This window comes from Mycobacterium sp. 1081908.1 (assembly GCF_001673535.1).
GTDB lineage: Bacteria > Actinomycetota > Actinomycetes > Mycobacteriales > Mycobacteriaceae > Mycobacterium.
On sequence record NZ_LZLY01000093.1, the window covers coordinates 1 to 21,419 of the forward strand.

21 protein-coding genes are annotated in these 21,419 nt (G+C 70.3%); 3 read left to right on the plus strand and 18 right to left on the minus strand.

The window, feature by feature from the left end; genetic code table 11:
- The 3 genes from A5655_RS13420 to A5655_RS13430 form a co-directional block, all read right to left on the minus strand.
- Positions 1 to 353: SMC-Scp complex subunit ScpB (locus tag A5655_RS13420; protein WP_197508691.1), on the minus strand; the 353-nt coding region annotated here is incomplete at its 3' end.
- Positions 350 to 1,150: a segregation/condensation protein A gene (locus A5655_RS13425; protein WP_067010775.1), complete on the minus strand. Its 801-nt coding sequence runs from the start codon at positions 1,148 to 1,150 to the stop codon at positions 350 to 352. The genes A5655_RS13420 and A5655_RS13425, both read right to left, overlap by 4 nt.
- Positions 1,147 to 2,010, minus strand: coding sequence for a ParA family protein (locus tag A5655_RS13430; RefSeq protein ID WP_067010776.1), 864 nt, complete (start codon positions 2,008 to 2,010; stop codon positions 1,147 to 1,149). The genes A5655_RS13425 and A5655_RS13430 overlap by 4 nt, the downstream gene beginning before the upstream one ends.
- 198 nt (positions 2,011 to 2,208) lie before the next feature.
- Between A5655_RS13430 and A5655_RS13435 the strand changes: the two genes are divergently transcribed.
- Positions 2,209 to 2,961 (plus strand): O-methyltransferase, encoded by a 753-nt coding sequence (locus tag A5655_RS13435; protein WP_067010777.1) that lies wholly within the window; start codon positions 2,209 to 2,211, stop codon positions 2,959 to 2,961.
- A gap of 2 nt (positions 2,962 to 2,963) precedes the next feature.
- Here the strand turns inward: A5655_RS13435 and xerD are convergent, their stop codons facing one another.
- From xerD to tyrS, 13 genes are all read right to left on the minus strand, one after another.
- Positions 2,964 to 3,905 (minus strand): site-specific tyrosine recombinase XerD, encoded by a 942-nt coding sequence (gene xerD, locus A5655_RS13440; RefSeq protein ID WP_067010778.1) that lies wholly within the window; start codon positions 3,903 to 3,905, stop codon positions 2,964 to 2,966.
- Complete coding sequence (locus A5655_RS13445; RefSeq protein ID WP_067010783.1) at positions 3,902 to 4,525, minus strand: NUDIX hydrolase; 624 nt, start codon at positions 4,523 to 4,525, stop codon at positions 3,902 to 3,904. Before A5655_RS13445 ends, xerD begins: the two co-directional genes overlap by 4 nt.
- Positions 4,518 to 6,269, minus strand: a complete 1,752-nt coding sequence (locus tag A5655_RS13450; protein WP_067010784.1) for a CTP synthase — start codon at positions 6,267 to 6,269, stop codon at positions 4,518 to 4,520. Before A5655_RS13450 ends, A5655_RS13445 begins: the two co-directional genes overlap by 8 nt.
- A gap of 141 nt (positions 6,270 to 6,410) precedes the next feature.
- Positions 6,411 to 7,355 carry a copper transporter gene (locus A5655_RS13455; RefSeq protein ID WP_067010785.1) on the minus strand — a complete coding sequence of 315 codons (945 nt, stop codon included), beginning with the start codon at positions 7,353 to 7,355 and terminating at the stop codon, positions 6,411 to 6,413.
- A gap of 22 nt (positions 7,356 to 7,377) precedes the next feature.
- Complete coding sequence (steA, locus tag A5655_RS13460; protein ID WP_067010786.1) at positions 7,378 to 8,559, minus strand: putative cytokinetic ring protein SteA; 1,182 nt, start codon at positions 8,557 to 8,559, stop codon at positions 7,378 to 7,380.
- Between the two features lie 186 nt (positions 8,560 to 8,745).
- The gene (gene recN, locus A5655_RS13465) at positions 8,746 to 10,497 is read right to left on the minus strand and encodes a DNA repair protein RecN (protein WP_067010795.1); all 1,752 of its coding nucleotides are present in this window, start codon (positions 10,495 to 10,497) and stop codon (positions 8,746 to 8,748) included.
- Positions 10,498 to 10,521: 24 nt separating this feature from the next.
- Positions 10,522 to 11,445 (minus strand): NAD kinase, encoded by a 924-nt coding sequence (locus tag A5655_RS13470; RefSeq protein WP_067010797.1) that lies wholly within the window; start codon positions 11,443 to 11,445, stop codon positions 10,522 to 10,524.
- Positions 11,442 to 12,251, minus strand: a complete 810-nt coding sequence (locus A5655_RS13475; protein WP_067010799.1) for a TlyA family RNA methyltransferase — start codon at positions 12,249 to 12,251, stop codon at positions 11,442 to 11,444. Before A5655_RS13475 ends, A5655_RS13470 begins: the two co-directional genes overlap by 4 nt.
- An 8-nt stretch (positions 12,252 to 12,259) precedes the next feature.
- Complete coding sequence (locus tag A5655_RS13480) at positions 12,260 to 12,445, minus strand: hypothetical protein (protein WP_067010801.1); 186 nt, start codon at positions 12,443 to 12,445, stop codon at positions 12,260 to 12,262.
- A 12-nt stretch (positions 12,446 to 12,457) separates the two neighbouring features.
- A complete protein-coding gene (locus tag A5655_RS13485) occupies positions 12,458 to 13,456 on the minus strand; it encodes an HAD hydrolase-like protein (protein WP_067010803.1) in 999 nt (332 codons plus the stop codon).
- 1 nt (position 13,457) lies between these two features.
- Positions 13,458 to 14,249, minus strand: coding sequence for a tetratricopeptide repeat protein (locus A5655_RS13490; protein ID WP_082978643.1), 792 nt, complete (start codon positions 14,247 to 14,249; stop codon positions 13,458 to 13,460).
- Between the two features lie 117 nt (positions 14,250 to 14,366).
- The gene (locus A5655_RS13495; protein WP_067010807.1) at positions 14,367 to 14,735 is read right to left on the minus strand and encodes a DUF732 domain-containing protein; all 369 of its coding nucleotides are present in this window, start codon (positions 14,733 to 14,735) and stop codon (positions 14,367 to 14,369) included.
- A gap of 45 nt (positions 14,736 to 14,780) precedes the next feature.
- Positions 14,781 to 16,055 carry a tyrosine--tRNA ligase gene (gene tyrS, locus A5655_RS13500; RefSeq protein ID WP_067010809.1) on the minus strand — a complete coding sequence of 425 codons (1,275 nt, stop codon included), beginning with the start codon at positions 16,053 to 16,055 and terminating at the stop codon, positions 14,781 to 14,783.
- 128 nt (positions 16,056 to 16,183) lie between these two features.
- Here tyrS and A5655_RS13505 point away from each other — a divergent pair, with 128 nt between their 5' ends.
- Positions 16,184 to 17,062, plus strand: a complete 879-nt coding sequence (locus A5655_RS13505) for a bile acid:sodium symporter family protein (RefSeq protein ID WP_067010816.1) — start codon at positions 16,184 to 16,186, stop codon at positions 17,060 to 17,062.
- A 75-nt stretch (positions 17,063 to 17,137) separates the two neighbouring features.
- Here A5655_RS13505 and A5655_RS13510 read toward each other — a convergent pair whose 3' ends face one another.
- Entirely contained in the window at positions 17,138 to 17,749 is a 612-nt protein-coding gene (locus A5655_RS13510; protein ID WP_067010818.1) for a DNA-3-methyladenine glycosylase, read from the minus strand.
- Between the two features lie 67 nt (positions 17,750 to 17,816).
- On the opposite strand from A5655_RS13510, the gene A5655_RS13515 reads away from it, so the two are divergent.
- Entirely contained in the window at positions 17,817 to 19,091 is a 1,275-nt protein-coding gene (locus A5655_RS13515; protein WP_067010820.1) for an ammonium transporter, read from the plus strand.
- Here the strand turns inward: A5655_RS13515 and A5655_RS13520 are convergent.
- Positions 19,088 to 21,337: an NHL repeat-containing protein gene (locus A5655_RS13520; protein WP_067010822.1), complete on the minus strand. Its 2,250-nt coding sequence runs from the start codon at positions 21,335 to 21,337 to the stop codon at positions 19,088 to 19,090. The two genes, A5655_RS13515 and A5655_RS13520, sit on opposite strands and share 4 nt — an antisense overlap.
- Positions 21,338 to 21,419 lie beyond the last annotated feature (82 nt).

Consider the following 21,419-nt stretch of genomic DNA (forward strand, 5'->3'; position numbering starts at 1 on the left):
GTCTCCAGCGCAGCGCGGGTGAGCTTGGACCGGGCGCCGTCGAGCAGCAGCTTCTCCACGTAGGGCGCGTACCGGGCGCGGGTGTACATCCGCCAGCCCTCGCTGTTCTGCCGCAGGTCGATCCCGCTGTCGCGCTCGGCGAGTTCCTCGGCCATCTGCTGCAGCTTGGCCGCGATCCGGTAGACCGGTTGCCCGGTGGCCGCGCCCAGCGCCTCGACGGTGACCGGGGTGTCGACCACCAGCAACAGAGCCTCCAGCACGGAGCCGAGTTCGTCGGCGTCCATCGGCGCCGCCTCGGCGATCTCGATCCCCAGATCGATTTCGGGCAGCTCTTCGGGCAAATCTTCAGTCATTCGTCACGCACTTCTGCCGGCCGTTCCCCGGTCCACGAGATTTGGAGCACGCCAAGCGGCTCTGACTGGTCGAATGCTACCGTCCGGCTCCGGTACAGCTCGAGCAGCGCGAGGAAGCGCCCGACCACCTCGATCGGCGCCTCGCAGTCGGCGACCAGCTCGGAGAACGTCGCCCAGTGGCCGCTGCCGCGCGCTTCCAAGATTTCCAGCAACTTCTTGGCCTGCTCGGGAACCGAGACCTGCAGCTCGTGGAGGTGCCCGATGGACACCGTCGGCACGGGCCGGGGGGTGAAGGCGACCGCGGCGATCTGGGCGAACCGTTCGGCGTCGACGCCGAGCATGACCTCCGGGAGCAGCTCGGTGAACCGGTCCTCCAGCGACACCGCCCGCGGATAGCTGCGCAGCGCGGCGGCCTCCAGCTCGGCGAACATCTCCGCGACGTGCTTGAACGCCCGGTATTGCAGCAGCCGGGCGAACAGCAGGTCGCGCACCTCCAGCAGCGCCAGGTCCTCGTCGTCGTCGACCTGCCCGGCCGGCAGCAGGCGCGCGGCCTTGAGGTCGAGCAGCGTCGCGGCGATCACCAGGAACGCGGTGGTCTCCTCCAGCCCGAGCTGGGAGCCGATCTCCTTGGTGTAGGCGATGAAGTCGTCGGTGACCTGGTGCAGCGCGACCTCGGTGACGTCGAGGCGATGGGCGAAGATCAGCTGCAGCAGCAGATCGAACGGCCCCTCGAAGTTCGTGAGGCGGACCTGAAAGCCGGTCTGGGGTGGCGCCTCACCGTTGGCGGTTGAGTTCACGCGCCGAATCGGTGGATGAACTCGCGGGCCAACGCGCGATAGGCGATGGCGCCGGTCGATCGGGGCGCCCAGGTGGTGATCGGCTCGCCGGCCACGCTGGTCTCCGGGAACCGGACGGTCCGGGTGATCACGGTGTCGAACACCAGGTCGCCGAAGCGCTCCACGACGCGGGCCATCACCTCGCGCGCGTTGACGGTGCGCGGGTCGTAACGGGTGAGCAGGATGCCGCTGATCTCCAGCTTCGGGTTGAGCCGGTCGCGGACCTTGTCGACGGTGTCGGTGAGCAGCGCCAGGCCGCGCAGCGAAAAGTACTCGCACTCGGTGGGGATGACGACGCCGTCGGCGCAGGCCAGCCCGTTGACGGTCAGCAGCCCCAGCGACGGCTGGCAGTCGATCAGCACGTAGTCGTAGCGGTCCAACACCGGATACAGCGCGCGACCCAGGGTCTGCTCGCGGCCCACCTCGTTGACGAGCTGGATCTCGGCGGCCGACAGGTCGATGTTGCTGGGCACCAGGTCCATGTGGTTGACCCGGGTTTTGAGCAGCACGTCGTCGATCGACACCCGCGGCTCCACGAGCACGTTGTGGATGGTCTTCTCCAGCTCGTAGTGCGGCACGCCCAGGCCCGCGGACAGGGCGCCCTGCGGATCCATGTCCACCAGCAGCACGCGGCGGCCGTACTCGGCGAGGGCGGCGCCCAGGTTGATGGTCGACGTGGTCTTCCCGACCCCGCCCTTCTGGTTGCACATCGCGACGACCTTGGCGGGGCCGTGCGACGTGCGCGGCGCCGGCTCGGGGATCGCCCGTGGCGGGCGTCCCGTCAAGCCGATCTCGACGCCGTTTTCCGGGTGCTCGGTCATCACGCCCGGCGTGTTCGGGAGGTGAACATCGCTCGAAAGTCTAACGGCTTCGCGCATTTAAACCGGACGCCGCGCTGGCGAGTCACCAGCCAATATGGGCGAAAATCGCTGGTCGAGCGCTCACGCGTAAGGGGAGTTAACTTCAGTCACACGAGCAACATTCGGGAGGCCATGCGCGACTCGCTATCGTGGATTCTCATGGACCTCAAGCGACGACTTCCCATCCTCCGGTGGTCGGTACTGCGGATGGCCGCCGGGGTGCGCAACATCACCACGACGGGCCAGATCGGTGACGGCCGCGAGGCGGCGGCGGCCGAATACGTGCTGGGGAACGCCCGCGCCGGCGACATCGACGACGTGCTGGCCGCCATGGACAAGTTCGCCTACGAGAAGTCGATGCTGATGAGCATCGGCGACGAGAAGGGCCTCCTGCTCGACGCCGCCGTGCGCCGCGCCGATCCCGCGCTGGCGCTCGAGCTGGGCACCTACTGCGGCTACGGCGCGCTGCGGATCGCCCGCGCCGCCCCCAAGGCCAAGGTGTATTCCGTCGAACTCGCCGAGGCCAACGCCGCAAACGCCCGCCGGATCTGGGAGCACGCCGGCGTGGCCGACCGCATCACCTGTGTCGTCGGCACCATCGGCGACGGCGGGCGCACGCTGGACGCGCTGGCCGACGAGCACGGATTCACTTCGGGCGCACTGGATTTCGTGTTCCTGGACCACGACAAGAACGCCTACCTGGGCGACCTGATGAGCATCGTCGATCGGGGCTGGCTGCATCCGGGGACGATCGTGGTCGCCGACAACGTGCGGATCCCCGGCGCGCCGAAGTACCGCGAATACATGCGCCAGCAGCAGGGCAAGCTGTGGAACACCGTCGAGCACAAGACGCACGTCGAGTACCAGTCGATGGTGGCCGACCTGGTGCTGGAGTCCGAATACCTGGGCTAGGCCTATTGCGCGCGCGGGTGCGCCCCGGCCCACACCTCGCGCAGCGCGTGAACGGTGACGAGCGTGTAGATCTGCGTCGTCGTCACCGAGGCGTGCCCCAATAGCTCCTGCACGACGCGGACATCCGCGCCACCCTCCAGCAGATGAGTCGCGAAGGAATGCCGCAGCATGTGCGGCGACACCCCCGAGGTGATCCCGACGCGCTCGGCGGCGTCCTGCAGCACCTGCCACGCGCTCTGCCGCGACAGCCGGCCGCCCCGGGCGTTGAGGAAGATGGCCGGCGTCCCGCGGCCGCGGCGCGCCAGGTCGGGCCGGCCGCGGACCAGGTACGCGTCCAGCGCCTGCACGGCGGGGCGCCCGATGGGGACCAGCCGCTGCTTGCCGCCCTTGCCGCGCAGCAGCACGGAGCGGGCCTCGGTGTCGACGTCGTCGACGTCGAGGCCGACCGCCTCGGAGATCCGAGATCCGGTGGAGTACAACAACTCCAGCAGCGCGCGGTTGCGCAGCGTCAGCGGACCGTCACTCGGGCCGTCACCGCCGGCGCCTTCCAGCAGGGCCAGCACCTGGTTGATCGTGAGGCTCTTGGGGAGCCGGCGGCCGGGCGTCGGCGGCCGCACGGCGCGGGCCACGTCCAGCTCGGCGAGGCCTTCGGCGGCGGCGAAGCGGTGTAGGCCGCGCACCGCGATCAGCGCCCGCGCCGCCGACACCGCCGACAGCGCCGCGGTCCCGGCCTCGGGGTCGCCGCGGCGCAGCGCCACCAGGAACTCGCTGACGTCGTCCTCGCCGACCTTGGCCAGGTCGTGAATTCCGCGGTCCGACAGGTGCTTCGAATAGCGGCGCAGGTCGCGGCGATAGGAGGTGAGCGTGTTCTTCGCCACGCCCCGCTCGATGGTCAGGTGGTCGAGGTAGCCCTGCAGTTGCGTGTCCAGAACCGCGGCTGTCATTGCGCGGCCTTTCGCGCGGCGAACGCGGTCGGCTTGTCGGTCCACGGGCTGCCGGGCGGGCGCGTCATCATGAACTCGGTGGTGGCCACCTGCGCGGCCAGAATGCCCGCCACCGCAATGGCATTCACGATCTCGCCCCTGAACACCTTGTCGACGGCGTCTTCCAGCGGATACCACTGCAGCGTCATGTCGGCCTCTTCGTCGTGCGCCTCGGGCCGGTCCACCTGGGTGAGCCCGGTGGCCAGATAGACGCGCACCGACTCGTCGCTGAAGCCGGGCGTGGAGTCGAGGTCGACGAGCACCCGCCAGGTGTCAGCCTTCAGGCCGGCCTCCTCGTGCAGTTCGCGGGCGGCGGTCAGCTGCGGCGGCTCGCCGCCGACGTCGAGCAGCCCGGCGGGCAGCTCCCACAGCCGCCGGCCGAACGCGTGCCGGTACTGATAGACCATCGGGATGTTGCCGTCGTCGTCCATGGCCACCACGGCGACGGCGCCGAAGTGCTCGACGACTTCGCGGGTGACGAGCTTGCCGCCGGGCATCCGGACCTGATCGCGGCGCAGCGCGAAAATCTTTCCGGTGTGCAGCGTTTCGGATGACGCCGTCTCGAAGACGTGTTCAGCCACGGGTCGCGGGCTCGGGTAGCGGCCGCTGAACGCTGTCTCGATGCTGGTTGCCGTTGGACGACTGCTCGGGGATCTCCACCGGAAGCTGCTCGCCCGCCTTGTAGTCCAGGGAGGCCTTGACGAATGCGACGAACAGCGGGTGTGGTCGGGTGGGCCGGCTCTTGAGCTCCGGGTGGGCCTGGGTGCCGACGATGAACGGGTGCACCTCGGGCGGGTATTCGACGAACTCGACCAGGTGGCCGTCGGGCGAGGTGCCCGAGAAGCGCAGGCCGCTCTCGGCGATCTTGTCGCGGTAGGCGTTGTTGACCTCGTAGCGGTGCCGGTGCCGCTCGGACACCTCCGTCGCGCCGTACGCCTGGGCCACGATCGAATCCGGCTCCAGCACGGCGGGGTAGGCCCCGAGCCGCATGGTGCCGCCGAGGTCGGCGTTGCCGGCGACGATGTGCTCCTGGTCGGCCATCGTCGAGATGACGGGATCCGGTGTGCCCGGCTCGAATTCGGCCGAGTTGGCCTCGGTGAGACCGGCCGAGCGCGCCGCCTCGATCACGATGCACTGCAGCCCGAGGCACAGCCCCAGCACCGGCAGCCCGCGTCCGCGGGCGTGGCGGATGGCGCCGATCTTGCCCTCGATGCCGCGGATGCCGAAGCCGCCGGGGATCAGCACGCCGTGCACCTCGCTCAGCGCGGCGGCGGCATCATGGGGATTCGCGCACTCGTCGGACGGCACCCACACCATCTCGACCTTGGCCTGGTGCTTGAACCCGCCGGCGCGCAGCGCCTCGGTGACCGACAGGTAGGCATCAGAAAGCTCGATGTACTTGCCCACCAACGCGATTCGCACCGTCTCGTGCGGCTCGTGCACGCGGCGCAGCAGGTCGTCCCATTCGGTCCAGTCGACATCGCGGAACGGCAGGTTGAGCCGGCGCACCACGAACGCGTCGAGTTCCTCGCGGTGCAGCACCTTCGGGATGTCGTAGATCGACTTCGCGTCCGGGGTGGAGATGACGCCGTCGATGTCGACGTCACACATCAGCGCGATCTTGTTCTTCAGCGGTTCGGGGACGTCGCGATCGCAGCGCAGGATAAGCGCGTCCGGGGTGATACCGATGCTGCGCAACGCGGCGACCGAGTGCTGGGTTGGCTTGGTCTTGAGCTCACCCGAGGGCGCCAGGTAGGGCACCAGCGACACGTGCAGGAAGAACACGTTTTCCCGACCGAGGTCGTGGCGAACCTGCCGCGCCGCCTCCAGGAAGGGCTGCGACTCGATATCGCCTACGGTGCCGCCGATTTCGGTGATGACGACGTCCGGGCGATTCCCGTCGGCGTCCGGCTCGGCCATGGCCAGGATCCGCCGCTTGATCTCGTCGGTGATGTGCGGGATCACCTGGACGGTGTCGCCGAGGTACTCGCCGCGCCGTTCCTTGGCGATGACGGTCGAATACACTTGCCCGGTGGTCACATTCGCCGACCCGGACAGGTCGCGGTCGAGGAACCGCTCGTAGTGGCCCACGTCGAGGTCGGTCTCGGCGCCGTCCTCGGTGACGAACACCTCGCCGTGCTGGAAAGGGTTCATGGTGCCCGGATCGACGTTGAGGTAGGGGTCGAGCTTCTGCATCGTGACGTGCAACCCGCGGGCCGTCAGTAGCTGCCCGAGGCTGCTGGCGGTGAGCCCCTTGCCGAGCGAGGAAGCAACCCCACCGCTGACGAAGAGGTGCTTGGTGGCGGTTTGCGGGTGCTTGCGCACTGGCGACCTCCGTGAAGACGGGCAGGGCTTGGATTTTGTCTAGCATTTGACTAGCTGGGCCTGCCGACCCACGGAAATCCACCCTAACATCCGGCGCGCGACCGCGCGGCTAACACGCCCTAGCGAGGGGCCACTGCCGCTTTACTGGGGCACGGTGATCGATGTGGCCCCGTGGCCGGTGCCGTACTGGCCGATGTGGCCGCCGTTGATCAGGTCGTGCAGGCCCAGGACGGTCGTGATCCGTCCCGGCGCGGCGTCGATGTCGTCGACGGTGCTGATCGCGGAGTTCATGCCGGCGTCGGCACGGGCGACGGCTACCGCGGCACCCCCGGTCGCGGAACCGTCGCGGCCGGCCAGCAGGGTGCCCGAGCCGTGCGGCGCCAGCGCGGCGGAGAACCGGGCGACGCTGACGCCCTGGTTGCCGGCGTCCTGGGGCAGCGCGCCACCGGTGACCACCAGCGCGGCGTTGGCCGCGCCCAGGTGGTCGGCGGGCTGGTAGGTGATGAAGCCGGTGTCGCGCAGCGACGCCAGCACGGTGTCGCGCTGGGGGTCGTCGATGGGTGGGGTGGCCGGGTTGGGGTTGATCAGCAGGGCGATCCCGAGCAGGTCGCCGGCCTGCGAGCCCTGGTCGACGAGCTTGGTGCTGAGCTGCTGCCCGGCGGGCAGGATCGACGAGTTGACCACCGTCCGCAGCTTCTCCGCGGAGTTGGCGTCGACGAACTCCTGGGTCAGCGAGACCGTTCCGGCCACGGTTCCGCCGGCCTGGCCGACGAATTTCGCGACCGCGGCGACGTCGTCGTCGCGGGCGTCCGGGGTGCGGAACAGCACCACCGATTTGCCGCCGAGCGCGTCGTGCACGATCCGGCCGGCCAGCTGGTTATCGAAATTGTTTGCGGCGGCGAGCTTTTCGTTCATCGCGTTCTTTTGGTCGTTCAGCCCGCTGATCTGTGTGTACAGGTCACGCTTCTCGTCACGCAGGCTGGACAGCAGGGTGTCCGAAAGGAATCCGGACCCCAGCACGACGCCCACGGCCAGCGCCAGGAAGACCGCGGCCAGGGAGAGCGCGTGTTGGCGTAACGAGATCATTTACCGCACCGTTCGTCGAAAGCTATGTGAGCAAGTGCTGCGTCCAGAGCGTGAAGTGGTTCCAGTAGTGGGTGACCCAGTGCAGCACCACGCCGTCGGTGCGCGACACCCACAGCGCGACGATGACGGCGATCAGCATCGTCAGTGCCAGCAGCGCGATGGCGCCCCCCGAAATGTGGTTGCGGTACAAGGTCGCAACGGCCTTGGCGTCGACCACCTTCTCCCCCACCCGAAGCCGGGTCAAAAACGTCGAGGGGTTGCTCTGGGTGCGGTTGCGGTCGAAGAACGTCTCGATGTTTGCGGTGTGGCCGGCCGTCACGAGCAACGCGGCGCCGTGGTGATCGGCCAGCAGTAGCGCCAGGTCGACCGCGGAACCGGCGGCCGGGAAGGTCATCGCCCCGACGCCGAGGTCCTGGATCCGCTCCAGGCCGGGCGCGTGGCCGTCGGCGTCGGCGGGCAGCACGACCTGGGCGCCGCACTTGAGGGTGTCGGTGCTGATCTGGTCGGGATCGCCGACGATGACCTGCGGGCGATAACCGTTCTTGCGCAACACATCCGCGCCGGTGCCGACGCCGATGAGCACCGGCTGGTACTCCTTGATGAACGGCTTGAGGGAGCGCAGCTCGTCCTCGGCGCTGGGCTCGTCGGCCACGATCACCACGTGGCGGCGGCGCAGGTCGAGGTCGATCTCGGGGATGCCGATGCCGTCGATCAGCAGCGGGCTCTCGCTCTTGATGAACTCGATCGTGTTGCCGGCGAACGCCTCCAGGTGGGCGGCCAGGCCGCTCTTGGCCTCCCGCATCAGGTCGGCGATGTCGTGGTCGGTTCGCTCGGTCCCGCGGACCAGCCGGCGGTCGCCCGAATACACGCCGCCCTCGTACAGGCGGATCTTGGCGCCGTCCTTGACCTTCTTGAAGACGTCGGGCCCGGTCTCGTCGATGAGGGTGACCCCGTTGTTGACCAGCACCTCGGGCCCGAGGTTCGGGTAGCGGCCCGACACCGAGGGTGACGCGTTGACGACGGCCGCGATGTCGGCCTCCACCAGCGCGTCCGCGGTGATGCGGTCGAGATCGAGGATATCGAGGACCACGATGTCGCCGGGACACACCCTGCGCAGCAGGCGATCGATGTTCCGGTCGACCCGGGCGGTGCCGGTGAGGCCCGGCCGGGAGGTGTTACGCGAAAGCAGGCCTGACATCTTCATGGGGGCGATTCTGTCCGCGAAGCCAGGGCGAGGCGAGTAGGCGCGCCGTAACATCAGCCTCATAAGTTATCTAGCGTCACATTGGTAACAGGCTCACAACGGGTCGGTCGCGGCGAGGGTGCGCAGTTGTACGGGCTGCGCGGCGTGTTGGCGTACAGACACGCACGCTCGCGGGATGTAGGGGCGCTAGTCCTGCTCGGCCTGGGCGGTCTCGAGCAATTCGCGGGCGTGCGCGCGGGCGCTGTCGGAGTCGCCGAGGCCCGCGAGCATCCGCGCCAGCTCGGCGACCCGGTCGTCGCCGCTCGCCCGGCGCACCACGCTGGTGCCCTTGGGTCCGGCGCTGTGCACCACCAGGTGCACGTCGCCGTACGCGGCGACCTGGGGCAGGTGCGTGACCACGATGACCTGGTGCGTGCGGGCCAGCCGCGCCAGCCGCCGGCCGATCTGCACCGCGGCCCGCCCGCCGACGCCGGCGTCCACCTCGTCGAACACCATGGTGGTGCCGGCCGCCGACGCCGCCAGGACGACCTCCAGGGCCAGCATGACCCGGGACAGTTCGCCGCCCGACGCGCTCTTGGCCAGCGGCAGCACCGTCATGCCGCGATGCGCCGCGAAGCCGAACTCGACCTGGTCGACGCCGTCGGCGCCCGCGCGGGCCGCCTCGCCCGACGGCAGGATCAGGGTGGCGGGGTCGTCCTGGTCGGTCGTGACCTCGGTGGCCACGTCGATGGTGAATTCGGCGTCGGCCATCGCCAGCCCGGACAGCTCCGCGGTCACCGCCTTGGCCAGCCGCTTGGCGGCCTTGCGCCGAAGCTTGCCGAGATCGACTGCGGCGTCGCCCAATTCGCGGGCCAGCTCGTCGACGCGGCGTTCCAGCGCGGTGATGGCCTCTTCGGAGACGTCGAGTTGGGCCAGCCGTTCGCGCGATTCGCCCGCCCAGCGCAGCACGCCGTCGATGTCGGCGGCGTACTTGCGGGTCAGCGTGCGCAGTTGCGCCTGGCGGGCCAACTTGGATTCCAGCGCGCTGGCGTCGACGGGCAGCTCGTCGAGGAAGCCGCCGAGTTCGTGTGCGACGTCGTCGACCACCGTCAGCGCCTGGGCGATCTGGCCGGCCAACCCCCGCAGCGTCGCGTCGTCGGTCGATTCGAGCGCGGCCCTTGCCTTTCCGAGGCTGTCGATCGCACCCTGGCCGAGACCGTCCCCGTCGTCGGCCGACAATGCGGCGCGCGCGGTGGCGGCGGCCTCGCGCAGCGTGTCCAGTTCGGACAGCCGCAGGACGTCGGCGACCAGCGCGTCGTCCTCGCCGGGTTGCGGGTCGACGGTGTCGATCTCGTTCAGGGCGAACTGCAGCCGGTCGGCCTCCTGCGCGAGCTCGCGGGCGCGGTCGCGGCGATCGAGGAGGTCGCGCCGCGCGGTGAGCCAGGCCTCGCGCAGCTTGCGGTACCGCTCCAGCGGCGGGCCGGATTCGGCGAAGCGGTCCAGCGCGCCGCGTTGTTCCTCGGGCCGCATCAGGCGCAGCTGGTCGTTCTGCCCGTGCAGGGTGAGCAGCCCGGTGGTGAAATCGCCCAGCGACTTGGCGGGCACGCCGCGCCCGCCGAGGGAGGCGCGCGAGGGCCCGTCGCGGCTGACCGAGCGCAGCGCGATGACGCTGCCGTCCTCGTCGCGCTCGGCGCCCAGGTCTTCCAGGATCGCGTCCAGCTGCGCGGCCGTCTCGTCATCGAGATCGGTTGTGGTGAAACGGCCCTCGACGACGGCGCGGTCGGCACCCGAGCGGACCCGGTTCGGGTCGGCGCGGCCCCCGCCGAGCAGGTGCAGCCCGGTCACCACCATCGTCTTGCCGGTGCCGGTCTCGCCGGTCAACACGGTCAGGCCGCGGCCGAATTCGCCGACCGCGGCGCTGATGGCGCCCAGCGACTCGATCCTGATTTCGGTCAGCATTCGGTGAGCACCCGGCCAGTGCCGTTACTTTCCGCGCCAGCCGGTCACCGGCAACCGGAACTTGCGCACCAAGCGGTCGGTGAACGGCGCGCTGTCCAGTCGCGCCCACTTGACCGGGGTGTCGCAGCGGGTCACCTCGATCCGGCTGCCGGCCGGGATCAGAATCTCGCGGCGGCCGTCGCAGAACACCAGGGCGTCGTGACCGCCCGCCTCGGTCTCGATCGCGATGGTGGCCTCGGGGCTGGTGACCATGGGCCGGCCGAACAACGCGTGAGCGTTGTTGGGCACCACCAGGATTGCCTCGAGGTCCGGCCACAGCACCGGGCCGCCGGCCGAGAACGCGTAGGCGGTGGAGCCCGTCGGCGTCGACACCAGCACGCCGTCGCAGCCGAACGCCGACACCGGACGGCCGTCGACCTCGAGGACCACCCCGAGCACACCCAGCCGGGGGCCCTTCTCCAGGCTGACCTCGTTGAGCGCCCACCCGTGTTCGAGGATGCGGCCCTTGTGGCACACCGCGATATCCAGGGTCAGGCGGTTCTCGACCCGGTAGTCGCGGGCCACCACGTGATCCAGCACGCGGTCGATCGCCTCGGCTTCGGCCTCGGCCAGAAAGCCGATGCGGCCCAGGTTGACGCCCAGCACCGGAATCCCGGCGTTGCGGGCCAATTCGGCCGCGCGCAGGAAGGTGCCGTCGCCGCCGAGCACCAGCACCAGCTCGCAGCCCTCGGCGGCCCGCGGGTCGGCGTCGACGACCTCGATTTCGATGCCCATGGCGCGCATGTCGTCGGGGGCCAGGTGCAGCGATCCCCGGTCGACGGCCTCGGCCGACAGCACGCGCAGCGCAATCCCGTTGTCGCCCAGCACTTTCTGAACGCGCCGCGCGGTTTCGGTCGCCTCGTCGCGGCCGGTGTGCACCACCAGCAGCACGGTACGTTCAGCGGTCATCGCGGGCCCTCTTCCACCGCGCGCCGCACCGCGTCCACCAGCCCATCAGCAGATAGCCCCCGATCGGTGTCGGCGCGCAACCACAAGAAGTATTCGACATTGCCCGACGGGCCCGGCAGCGGGCTGGCGGTGACGTCGACGGCCTGCCAGCCCAGCTCCCCCGCGCGGCGCGCGACCCGCAGCACCGCGTCGGCGCGCAGGCCGGGGTCCTGGACGACCCCACCGGCGCCGACCTGGCCCTTGCCCACCTCAAACTGCGGCTTCACCATGGGAACGATATCCGCGCCCGGCCAAGCGCATCCAATCAGCGCGGGCAACACCGTGGCCAGCGAGATGAACGACAGGTCGGCCACCACCAGGTCGACCGGCCCGCCGATGACCTCCGGCGTCAATTCGCGGGCGTTGGTGCGCTCGACGACGATCACCCGGGGATCGCAGCGCAGCGACCAGGCCAGCTGGCCGTAGCCGACGTCGGCGGCCACCACCTCGGCCGCGCCGCGGTCCAGCAGCACCTCGGTGAACCCGCCCGTCGACGCGCCGGCGTCCAGGCAGCGGCGGCCCGCGACGGGGATGCCGAAGGCGTCCAGGGCGCCGATGAGTTTGTGCGCCCCGCGCGACACCCAGGAGCGCTCGCCCTCGCCGGTGACGGTCAGGGCGGCGGTGACGTCGACGGCGGTGCCGGGCTTGCGCGCGGGCATGCCGTCGATGCTCACCTTGCCGGCGCCGATCAACTCCGCGGCCTGCTGGCGGGATCGGGCGAGCCCGCGGCGGACGAGCTCGGCGTCAACGCGGGCACGTCGTGCCACGGCCGTACTCAGCCCTTCTCCGCCGACTCCAGCGCGGCCAGCAGCACGTCGTGCGCCTCGGAGAGGCGGCGCGCTATCTCTTCGAGCTCGGCGAGTGACGGCTCGTGTTCGGAGTTCTCCGGATCCCCGATATCGGACAGCTGGGCCACCAGGGAATCTATTTCAGCGCGAAGCTGATCGGGATCGATATTCATCGGGTCTCCACGCTAGTCCAGAGCCCAGCGCTGCAGCGCGTCCCGGGCGCGCGCGTCGGCGGCCTCGACGCGCACGGGCTCGGCGGCCGCGGCCCCCCACACCGCGTTCGCGACGGCGCGGACGACCGACAGCCCGTCCCCCTCGTCGGCGCCGTTGGCGCGGACCGTGACCGCTTGGTCCCCGACGTCGACGTGCCAGCCTCGCTGCGGCCCCACCGCGAGCAGCTCGCCGTCGGAGTGCAGCGAGCGCAGGTCGTGGGCGATGTAGGTGGGCCGGCGGACGGGATCGGCATACACCGCGTCGCGGGCGGTGCTGACCCCGGTCAGCACCATCAGGCTGGGCAGGTCGGCGGCGTTGGCGCCCTCGATGTCGGTGTCCAACCGGTCGCCGACGACCAGGGGCGCGCGGAAGTCGCCGCGGGCCACCGCGTCCTGCAGCAGCCGCGGCGCGGGCTTGCCGGCGACGCGCGGCTCGGCGCCGGTGGCGGCGCGCAGCGCGGCCACGAACGACCCGTTTCCGGGCAGCAGGCCGCGCTCGGTGGGCAGGGTGGGGTCGACGTTGGCCGCCACCCACAGGGCGCCGGCCCGAATGGCCAGCGCGGCCTCGGCGAGGTCCGGCCAGCCGATGGTGGTGGACAGGCCCTGCACGACGGCGACGGGCTCGTCGTCGTAGCGGCGCACCGGCCGCAGCCCGACGGCGGCGATCTCGTTGGCCAGCGCGTCGGTGCCGACGATCAGCACGCGGGACTCGGGCGGCAACTGGTCGGCCAGCAGGTGGGCCGCGCTCTGGGCGCTGGTGACGACGTCGGTGCCGGTCGCGGTGAAGCCGAGCTCGCGCAGGTGCAGCGCCACCTCGTCGGCGCTGCGGGACGCGTTGTTGGTCACGTACAGCTTGCGGCTTTCGACCCCGTCGAGCGACTGGACGGCGCCCTCGGTCGGCTGGGCGCCGCGGAAGACGGTCCCATCGAGGTCGACGAGCAGGCAATCGTATTGCTGCGCAATCGTTTTCATCTCAAGCGAGCTCGCCGACGCGCTCTTCGGCGTCGGTGACGCCCTCGATATCGGCGGCCGCCGCGCGCAGGAACCATTCCAGCGCTTCCTCATTGCGGCCGAGCGCCAGCAGCGTGTCGGCGTAGGCGTAGAACAACCGCGCCGCCGTCGAGCCGCTGCGGCTGGTGTCCAGCTGCGGCGTGGACAGCACGGTCAGCGCCTGCTCCAGCTGCCCGAGATCGGCGCGGGCGCCGGCGGCGACGATGCGCAACTCGTCGGCGTCGTCGCCGGACAGCTGGGCCGCCTCCTCCCCCCGCGCCAATTCGATCGCCCGCTCCGGGCGGCCAAGCCCGCGTTCGCAATCCGCGATCAGCGCGAGCAACGGCGACTTGCTGCCCATCCTGCGGGCGGCGCGCAGCTCGGCGAGCGCCTGGGCCCAGTCGCCGCAGTGGTAGGCGGCGATCCCGACGGCCTCGCGGACCGCGGCGATCCTGCTGGCCCGGGCCCGCGCCGCGCGGGCGTGCTGAAGCGCGGCCTCGGGGTCCTCGTCGATCACCTCGCCGGCGGCGACCAGGTGGCGCGCGACCGCGTCGGCCGTGGCGCGGTCCAGCGTGCTCAGTTCGCCGCGGATCTCGGGCGCCAGCTGCTTGGCCTCCACGCCGGGCGGTATCGGCGGCCCGTGCTGAGCGCCCCGGTCGTCCGTGTCAGCGGTTCGCGGCTGCGCGGGCCGAGCGCGGCCCGGCCCCGACCAGGAACCCGGGCGCTCCTTGCGCGGTCCACTTTTACCGCCGCGCCCCTGCCTGTCGTCGACCACGCTGCACAGGATACGGGCGGCCGAGCTGACCGCGTCGATTGTGTGTCCAGGGCGCCAAGGACGCCCGAATCCCGCCCTGAGTACACACAGAAAGGGCCTCAGCTCACACGAGGCCGTTTACGCCGGCGGCCGGTCGGTCAGCAGCGGGGCCAGCACCGACGGGCAATAGGTGGCGATCGCGACGATGGTGAACACGCCCGCCGCGTCGTGCGACATCCCGTGGCCGTCGCCCACCGTCGCGATCACCGAGTCGAACGACCCGCCGGGTTCCACCAGCATCGGGCAGACCGACCTCCCGAGCGCCGTCGCGCTGTCGGGCTGCGAGACCGGGACGCCGGCGTTCGCGAGGGCCCTGAGGAATGCGTTGCCCATCAGGTCGGCGTGTACGGGTGCCGCCAGCACGGCGGTCAAGCCGGCCAGGCCCGCGCTCAGCACCACCACCCGCAGCAGCCACGTCGCGTTGGTCACCGTGACCACCCTGGTCATCGGCGGTCACGTGGGGGGCACGGCGCGATAAAGGTTTGGGGCTACCTAGGCGACCCGTTCGATCCCGGCGACGTTGCGTTTGCCCCGCCGCAGCACCAGCCACCGGCCGTGCAGGAAGTCCGACGGCTGGGGCGCCCACTCCTCGCTATCGACGCGGACGTTGTTCACCGACACCCCACCCTCGCCGATCGTGCGGCGCGCGGCCCCCTTGCTGGCCGACAGGCCGCTGGCCACCAGCAGGTCGACGATCCCGTCGGGACTACCCGGCTTGAGCTCGGCGACCGACGTCTCGCGCAGCGCCGCGGCCAGCGTCGCCTCGTCGAGCCGGTCGAGTTCGCCCTGCCCGAACAGCGCCCGGCTGGCGTGCTCGACCGACTCGGTGGCCGCCTCGCCGTGCACCAGCACGGTCAGCTCGCGGGCCAGCCGGCGCTGGGCGGCGCGCTGCTGCGGGCGCTCGACCGTGGCCGCTTCGAGCTCGGCCAGCTCGTCGGCGGTCAGGAACGTGAACCAGCGCAGGTAGCGGATCACGTCGGCGTCGGCGGTGTTGATGAAGTACTGGTACCACGCGTACGGGCTGGTCATCTCGGGGTCGAGCCACAGGCTGCCGCCCCCGGTGGACTTGCCGAACTTGGTGCCGTCAGCGGCGGTCACCAGCGGGACGGTCAGCGCGTGCACCGTCGCGCCGAGCTTCTGGCGGACCAGGCGCACACCGGCGATGATGTTGCCCCACTGATCCGAGCCGCCGATCTGCAGCGCGCAGCCGTGGCGCTGGTGCAGCTCGACGTAGTCGTTGGCCTGCAACAGCATGTAGCTGAACTCGGTGTAGGAGATGCCCTCCCCGTCCAGGCGCCGCCGGATGGTGTCGCGGTCCAGCATCACGTTGACCGAAAAGTGCTTGCCGACGTCGCGCAGGAACTCGATGGCCGACAGGCCTCGGGTCCAGTCCAGGTTGTTGACGACGACGGCGCCGGTCGGCGAGTTGTCGAAGTCGACGAAGCGTTCCAGCTGCCCGCGGATGCGCTCGGTCCACGCGGCAACGGTGTCCGCCTCGTTGAGGCTGCGCTCGCCGACGTCGCGCGGGTCGCCGATCATGCCGGTGGCGCCGCCGGCCAGCACGATCGGCCGGTGCCCGGCGCGCTGGAACCGGCGCAGCGCCAGCAGCGGCACCAGGTGCCCGGCGTGCAGGCTCGCCGCGGTCGGGTCGAATCCGGCGTACACCGTCATCGGCCCGCGCCGCGCTTCGGCGGCCAGCGCGTCGAGGTCGGTGGACTGCGCGATCAGCCCGCGCCAGCCCAGCTCGTCAAGGATCCCGGAAGACATCGCGCACGACTTTAGTCGCTGTGACGGCCTCGATTCGCCCACGCGCGGCTATATAAGGCAAGCTAACTACGCGGCGCATCGTCGCGCCATCGCCTTCCCCCGTACGCGCACCAACCCCGCGGAGCGTCATGGACAACCGATACTGGCCGTTGGTCGTCGCGATCATCATGCTCGCCCTCGGGCTGACGCTCACCGTCGCCGACTTCAAGCGGGCCGCCACCCTGCGCAAACCGCTCGCGGTCGCGCTCGTCTGCCAGTCGCTGCTGCTGCCGACCCTGTGCCTGGTGATCGCCGAGGCGTTCCATCTCGAACCGCACCTGGCGGTCGGGCTCATGCTGATGTCCGCGACGCCCGGCGGGACGATGTCGAACATCCTCAGCCACCTGTTCAACGGCGACCTGGCACTAAACCTCACCCTGACGGCAATCAACGCAGTGCTCTCGATCGTCGCGCTGCCCGCGATTCTGGCGGTGTCGATGACGTGGTTCCTCGGCGAAGGCCGGTTCCTCCCGCTCCAGCTGGACAAGTTCCTCGCGGTGATCGGCCTGGTGCTGGTCCCCATCACGATCGGGGTCGCCATCCGCCACCGCTTCCCCGAGCTGGCCCGGCGCATGCAGAAGCCGGTCCGCATCCTGGCCCTCACGCTGCTGGTGCTCGCCATCGTTTCGGCCATCGCCGGCGGACGAACCACGCTCTGGCACAACATCGGCCTGTTGAGCGGTGCCGTCGTGGTCTTCTGCGCGGTGAGCCTGACGGTCGGCTACCTGGCGCCGCGCCTGATGCGCCTGGCCCCGCGGCAGGCCGTCGCGGTCAGCCTGGAGGTCGGAATGCACAACGCCGTGGTGGCGATGGGCATCGCGCTGAGCCCGCAGTTGCTGAACAGCGCCGTAATGGCCACGCCCGCCGCGATATACAGCACCGTCGCGCCGCTGCTGGCCGTGACGTTCGTATTGGTCGCGCGCCGGCTCGACCCGGCGTTTCGCATCGCCACCCCCGCCGCCGTCTAGCCCACCGAGTGTGGGGGTTATGTACGGATTTTGCGGAATTCTCGTGCGTAGCACCCACAGTCGACGGAGCAGTCTCTAGTCGCTCGTCCCCGGGGCCGGTGCCCGCGGGCTGCGCCGGTAAGCCGATACCTCCGGCCTGCCGGGGAGCCACAGCCGCCACGGCCGGTCGGCGGCCTGGCTGACGCCGACGCGGGGGCCCGACGTGGCGGTGAGCGGGGCGTTCAGTTCCAGGGTTACCGGCCCGTCGGGATCGGACAGGTCAATCCCGTTGTCGTCCATGGTGATTCCGAGCGCCGAGCACAGATTCCCCGGGCCGCGCGCCAGCGCCGCGGTGCGGACCAGCTCGCCGCGGCGGGCGCGCGCGACGTCGACGCCGTCCTCGATCGTGGCGGCGCGCAGCAGGACGGCCGCCGCGGTCCCGTCGGGCCCGCACGAGACGTTGGCGCAGACGTGGATGCCGTGGCTGCGGTAGGTATAGAGCCGCCCGGGCGGGCCGAACATCACGGCGTTGCGCCCGGACAGGCCCCGGTAGGAGTGGGCCGCGGCGTCGGGCCAGGGGCCGTCGGGAACCCCGCCGTAGGCCTCCACTTCGACGACGACGGCCCGCACGCCCCTACCGCTGAGGGTGGCGCCCAGCAGCCGATGCGCGGCGGCGACCGGATCCACCGACAGCTCCCCTGCGACCACCCACCGAACCTACCGACACGACCGACATGGCAATATCCCGGCCGAATTGTGTCGAAGGAGCCCGACAATGCATGCGATCGACCCCGCCGCCACGGCGTGGCTGCTGGCCAGCACCGCATTGGTGCTGCTGATGACCCCCGGCCTGGCGATCTTCTACGGCGGCATGGTCCGCACCACCGGGGTGCTCAACATGATCATGATGAGCTTCATCTCCATCCCGCTGGTCACGGTGGCGTGGCTGCTGATCGGCTACACCATCGCGTTCTCCCAGGACGGGGCCCACGGGCTGGTGGGCAACCTCGACCATCTCGGGATGCTCGGCATCGGCCCCGAAACGCTCCACGGGGCGGTTCCCGAGCTGCTGTATGCCACGTTCCAGTTGGCTTTCGCGATCATCACGGCCGCGCTGGTCAGCGGCGCGATCGCGGACCGCGCGAGGTTCGCGGCCTGGATGGCGTTCGCCACGGTCTGGACGGTCGTCGTGTACTCGGTTGTCGCGCATTGGGTTTGGGGCCCCGGCGGCTGGTTGGCAAAGCTGGGCGTGCTGGACTACGCCGGCGGCCTGGTCGTCGAGATCGTGTCCGGTTCGTCTGCGCTGGCCCTGGCGCTGGTGCTCGGGCCCCGCATCGGCTTCAAGAAGGACGCCATGCGGCCGCACAATCTGCCGTTCGTGCTGCTCGGTGTCGGGCTGCTGTGGTTCGGCTGGTTCGGGTTCAACGCGGGATCGGCGTTGGCCGCCAACGGAACCGCCGCGGCGATCTTCCTCAACACGCTCGTCGCGGGGTGCCTCGGCATGCTCGGCTGGCTGACCGTGGAACGGATCCGCGACGGCCGACCCACGACCTTCGGGGCGGCATCCGGCGTGGTCGCCGGCCTCGTCGCCATCACCCCGTCGTGCGGAACCGTCAACACGCTCGGCGCGGCGGTCGTCGGCCTCGCGGCCGGTCTCGTGTGCTCGTTCGCGGTGGCGGCGAAATTCCGTTTCAACTACGACGATTCGCTCGACGTGGTGGGTGTGCACTTCGTCGGCGGCGTCGTCGGCGTGTCGTTGATCGGGCTGCTGGCAACGGCGGTCATGACGTCGGGCCCGCAGGGCCTCTTCTACGGAGGCGGCTTCGCCCAGCTGGGCAAGCAGGCGCTCGCGATCGTCGTAGTGGCGCTCTACGCGTTCACGGCGTCATTCGTGCTCGCGAAGGCCATCGATCGGGTGGTGGGCTTCCGGCTCAGCGCGGAAGACGAGACGACCGGTGTCGACCTCACCCAGCACGCCGAGACGGCCTACGCCGAAGGCGTGCACGGGCATCAGCCGCTGCGACGGCCGGGGGCCGGCAGCGTCGGCTAACCCGTGGGCAGCTTGAGCACGAAGCCCTGAGCGTCATCGTGCTCCCAGGGCAGGCCCCCGCCCGTGCCCCGAGAACCTAGATGATCGGTGACGTACACGTAGTGGCCGCCGCGATCCACGGCCATCCCGAGGGGGTCCACGAAGCGCGGCGCCCCGGGCAGTTCCGTCCAGGTGCTCGAACCGGGCGCCAATTTCATCACTCCCCCGGCGAGCCCGGTGAAGACGTACACGTCGCCGGCGGCGTCCACCGACACGTCCTGCTCGCCGGTGCTGAGCCCCTGGTAGGAGTTGTCCGGGGCAGGCGGCATCTTGGTCCAGGTGTCCGCCCCGGGTGCCAGCCGCACCAGGTAGCGGGAGACGGAGTGGCGACTGAGGCTGCGGGTGACGCTGATGTAGACGTTGCCGGTATTGTCCACCGCCACATCGCCATTGGGACCGTCGCCCGTGCCCGCCGACGGCAGCACGGTTTGCGCGCTCGAGCCGGCCGCCAGCTTTACCACCCGATTCTGGGAGCGCTCGACGACGTACACGTTGCCGGCGGTGTCCACCGCCACACCGTGGGGATCGTCCAGGCCCTTGAACGGCAGCACGGTTTGGGTGCTCGACCCCGCCGCCAGCTTCAGGACCCGGTTGTGGCAGCTGTCGCTGAGGTACACGTTGCCGGCGGCGTCGACCGCCACACCTGCGAGGGAAGCGTCGATGACGTTGGCGCACAGGTCGAGGCCGGTGAACGGCAGTTCGGTCTGCGTGCTCGACCCGGGCGCCAGTTTCAACACGCGGTTGGTGTGGGTATCGGCGACATAGACGTTGCCGGCGGCGTCCACCGCCACCCCGTGCGGAGCGCGCAGGCCGGTGAACGGCAGCGCGTATTGGCGTTCGCGGTCCGCCTTGACCTGATCTTCTTTGTTCAGATGGGTTTTCCAGATGCCGCTGGCGACGAACATCATCGCCGGCGCCACGACGAACATGACAGCGGCGATGATGACACCGTAGATCCAGAGCTTGCGTTTGGGGCGGGCCAGCGGTGGCCCGCCGGAGGCCGGAGCGGCCGCCGCGCCGGCCCTGGCCCTGTCCTCCAATTGCGAAGTCAGGCCGAATTTCTCGACGAGCGTCAGCCAATCCGCGTCCGAGACCACAAATTCGGGCTCGTCCGCCGCCGGCACCGCCCCGCGCCACGCGAACCGGTAGGTGAGCCTGGTCCTGCTTCCGCTCCAGCTGGCCTGCGGGGGGCCGGCATAATCGGGACAACCGATGGTGAGGGGCTGCGAGTTGGCCACGCGCACAATCAGGACGGCGGTCGTCAACGTCCCCACGTAAGGGGCCGAGCGCGTGCTCGCCGCCGGGGCCGCCGTCGCCTGCGCGGGAGACGCTGAGGCGATGCGCGCGTTGCTCGCCAGGTCGATCAGCGATATCGCGTCGTCGGCGACGTCGACGGCCAGGCTCGGCTGCGGCGGACGGGAATTGAGCCTCATCGCGGTCGCGGTGTTTTTGAACATCCCGAAAAAGGACGACGAGTACATCCGCGCCGGGTTCGGCGTCAGCAGGCAGCGAGTCGGCTGCCCCGCGACGGGCTCACGCGCATCGAGCCCACGCGGGCGGCCCACCATGCGAAGCAGCTCGTCGAACTCGGGGGCCCACATCGTCGCGTCCACGCTGTCGACGGGCGGTGCGTCAAGCGGTATTTCGGCGGCAAGGCGATGATCCTGCCCGCCGATGACGAAGCGGTTGCGGCCGCTGCGCAGGTGCAGCGCCGTGCCTTTCGCCGTGCCGCCGTAGCCCGCGAGAGTCCACTTGCCCAGCTGCGCGTCGCCGAACGAATAGACTTCCCCCGGCCGCGAACTGACCGTCAGGCCGCCGTTCCCGACGTCGACGAGGACCGCCTTCTTGCGATTCATCCGCCGCTGGAACATGCCGAAAGCCGGCATGGCGAGCACCAGGAACGCGAGGAACACCACGAAGCCGCCGACCTTCATCACGTTTTCCGCGCCGACGAGGGCGCCCACCAGGAACAGCGCCATATAGATCAGGCCGAGCGACGCCATGCCGCCAAAGATGACGAGGTAGGTGTACTTCATCATCTGCTTGGTGCTGGGCGGGGCCGCGGCGACCTCGAAACGGCGCGACGGAATCGCGTCGCGCGTGGGCGCCGGCGGCAGTTCGGTGCCGCGCGTCCGCTCGGCAAGCCGGTGCTCCAGATCGGCGATGCGTTTCTCCGGATCGCCGTGATCCGTCAGCAACTTGTCCATGCGGTTCCTTTCGGCGGCTACGCGGCCGGACGTTAGCGCCGGCCATTTGCGAAATTCTTGTGCCTCCTTTCGCTACCGATCC

Bases quoted from the DNA above. Each gene is read 5' to 3' on its own strand.
- A5655_RS13430 (WP_067010776.1), bottom strand. From the start codon at position 2,010: ATGACCGAGCACCCGGAAAACGGCGTCGAGATCGGCTTGACGGGACGC.
- A5655_RS13435 (WP_067010777.1), top strand. From the start codon at position 2,209: ATGGACCTCAAGCGACGACTTCCCATCCTCCGGTGGTCGGTACTGCGG.
- xerD (WP_067010778.1), bottom strand. From the start codon at position 3,905: ATGACAGCCGCGGTTCTGGACACGCAACTGCAGGGCTACCTCGACCAC.
- A5655_RS13455 (WP_067010785.1), bottom strand. From the start codon at position 7,355: ATGATCTCGTTACGCCAACACGCGCTCTCCCTGGCCGCGGTCTTCCTG.
- steA (WP_067010786.1), bottom strand. From the start codon at position 8,559: ATGAAGATGTCAGGCCTGCTTTCGCGTAACACCTCCCGGCCGGGCCTC.
- recN (WP_067010795.1), bottom strand. From the start codon at position 10,497: ATGCTGACCGAAATCAGGATCGAGTCGCTGGGCGCCATCAGCGCCGCG.
- A5655_RS13470 (WP_067010797.1), bottom strand. From the start codon at position 11,445: ATGACCGCTGAACGTACCGTGCTGCTGGTGGTGCACACCGGCCGCGAC.
- A5655_RS13480 (WP_067010801.1), bottom strand. From the start codon at position 12,445: ATGAATATCGATCCCGATCAGCTTCGCGCTGAAATAGATTCCCTGGTG.
- A5655_RS13485 (WP_067010803.1), bottom strand. From the start codon at position 13,456: ATGAAAACGATTGCGCAGCAATACGATTGCCTGCTCGTCGACCTCGAT.
- A5655_RS13495 (WP_067010807.1), bottom strand. From the start codon at position 14,735: ATGACCAGGGTGGTCACGGTGACCAACGCGACGTGGCTGCTGCGGGTG.
- tyrS (WP_067010809.1), bottom strand. From the start codon at position 16,055: ATGTCTTCCGGGATCCTTGACGAGCTGGGCTGGCGCGGGCTGATCGCG.
- A5655_RS13505 (WP_067010816.1), top strand. From the start codon at position 16,184: ATGGACAACCGATACTGGCCGTTGGTCGTCGCGATCATCATGCTCGCC.
- A5655_RS13515 (WP_067010820.1), top strand. From the start codon at position 17,817: ATGCATGCGATCGACCCCGCCGCCACGGCGTGGCTGCTGGCCAGCACC.
- A5655_RS13520 (WP_067010822.1), bottom strand. From the start codon at position 21,337: ATGGACAAGTTGCTGACGGATCACGGCGATCCGGAGAAACGCATCGCC.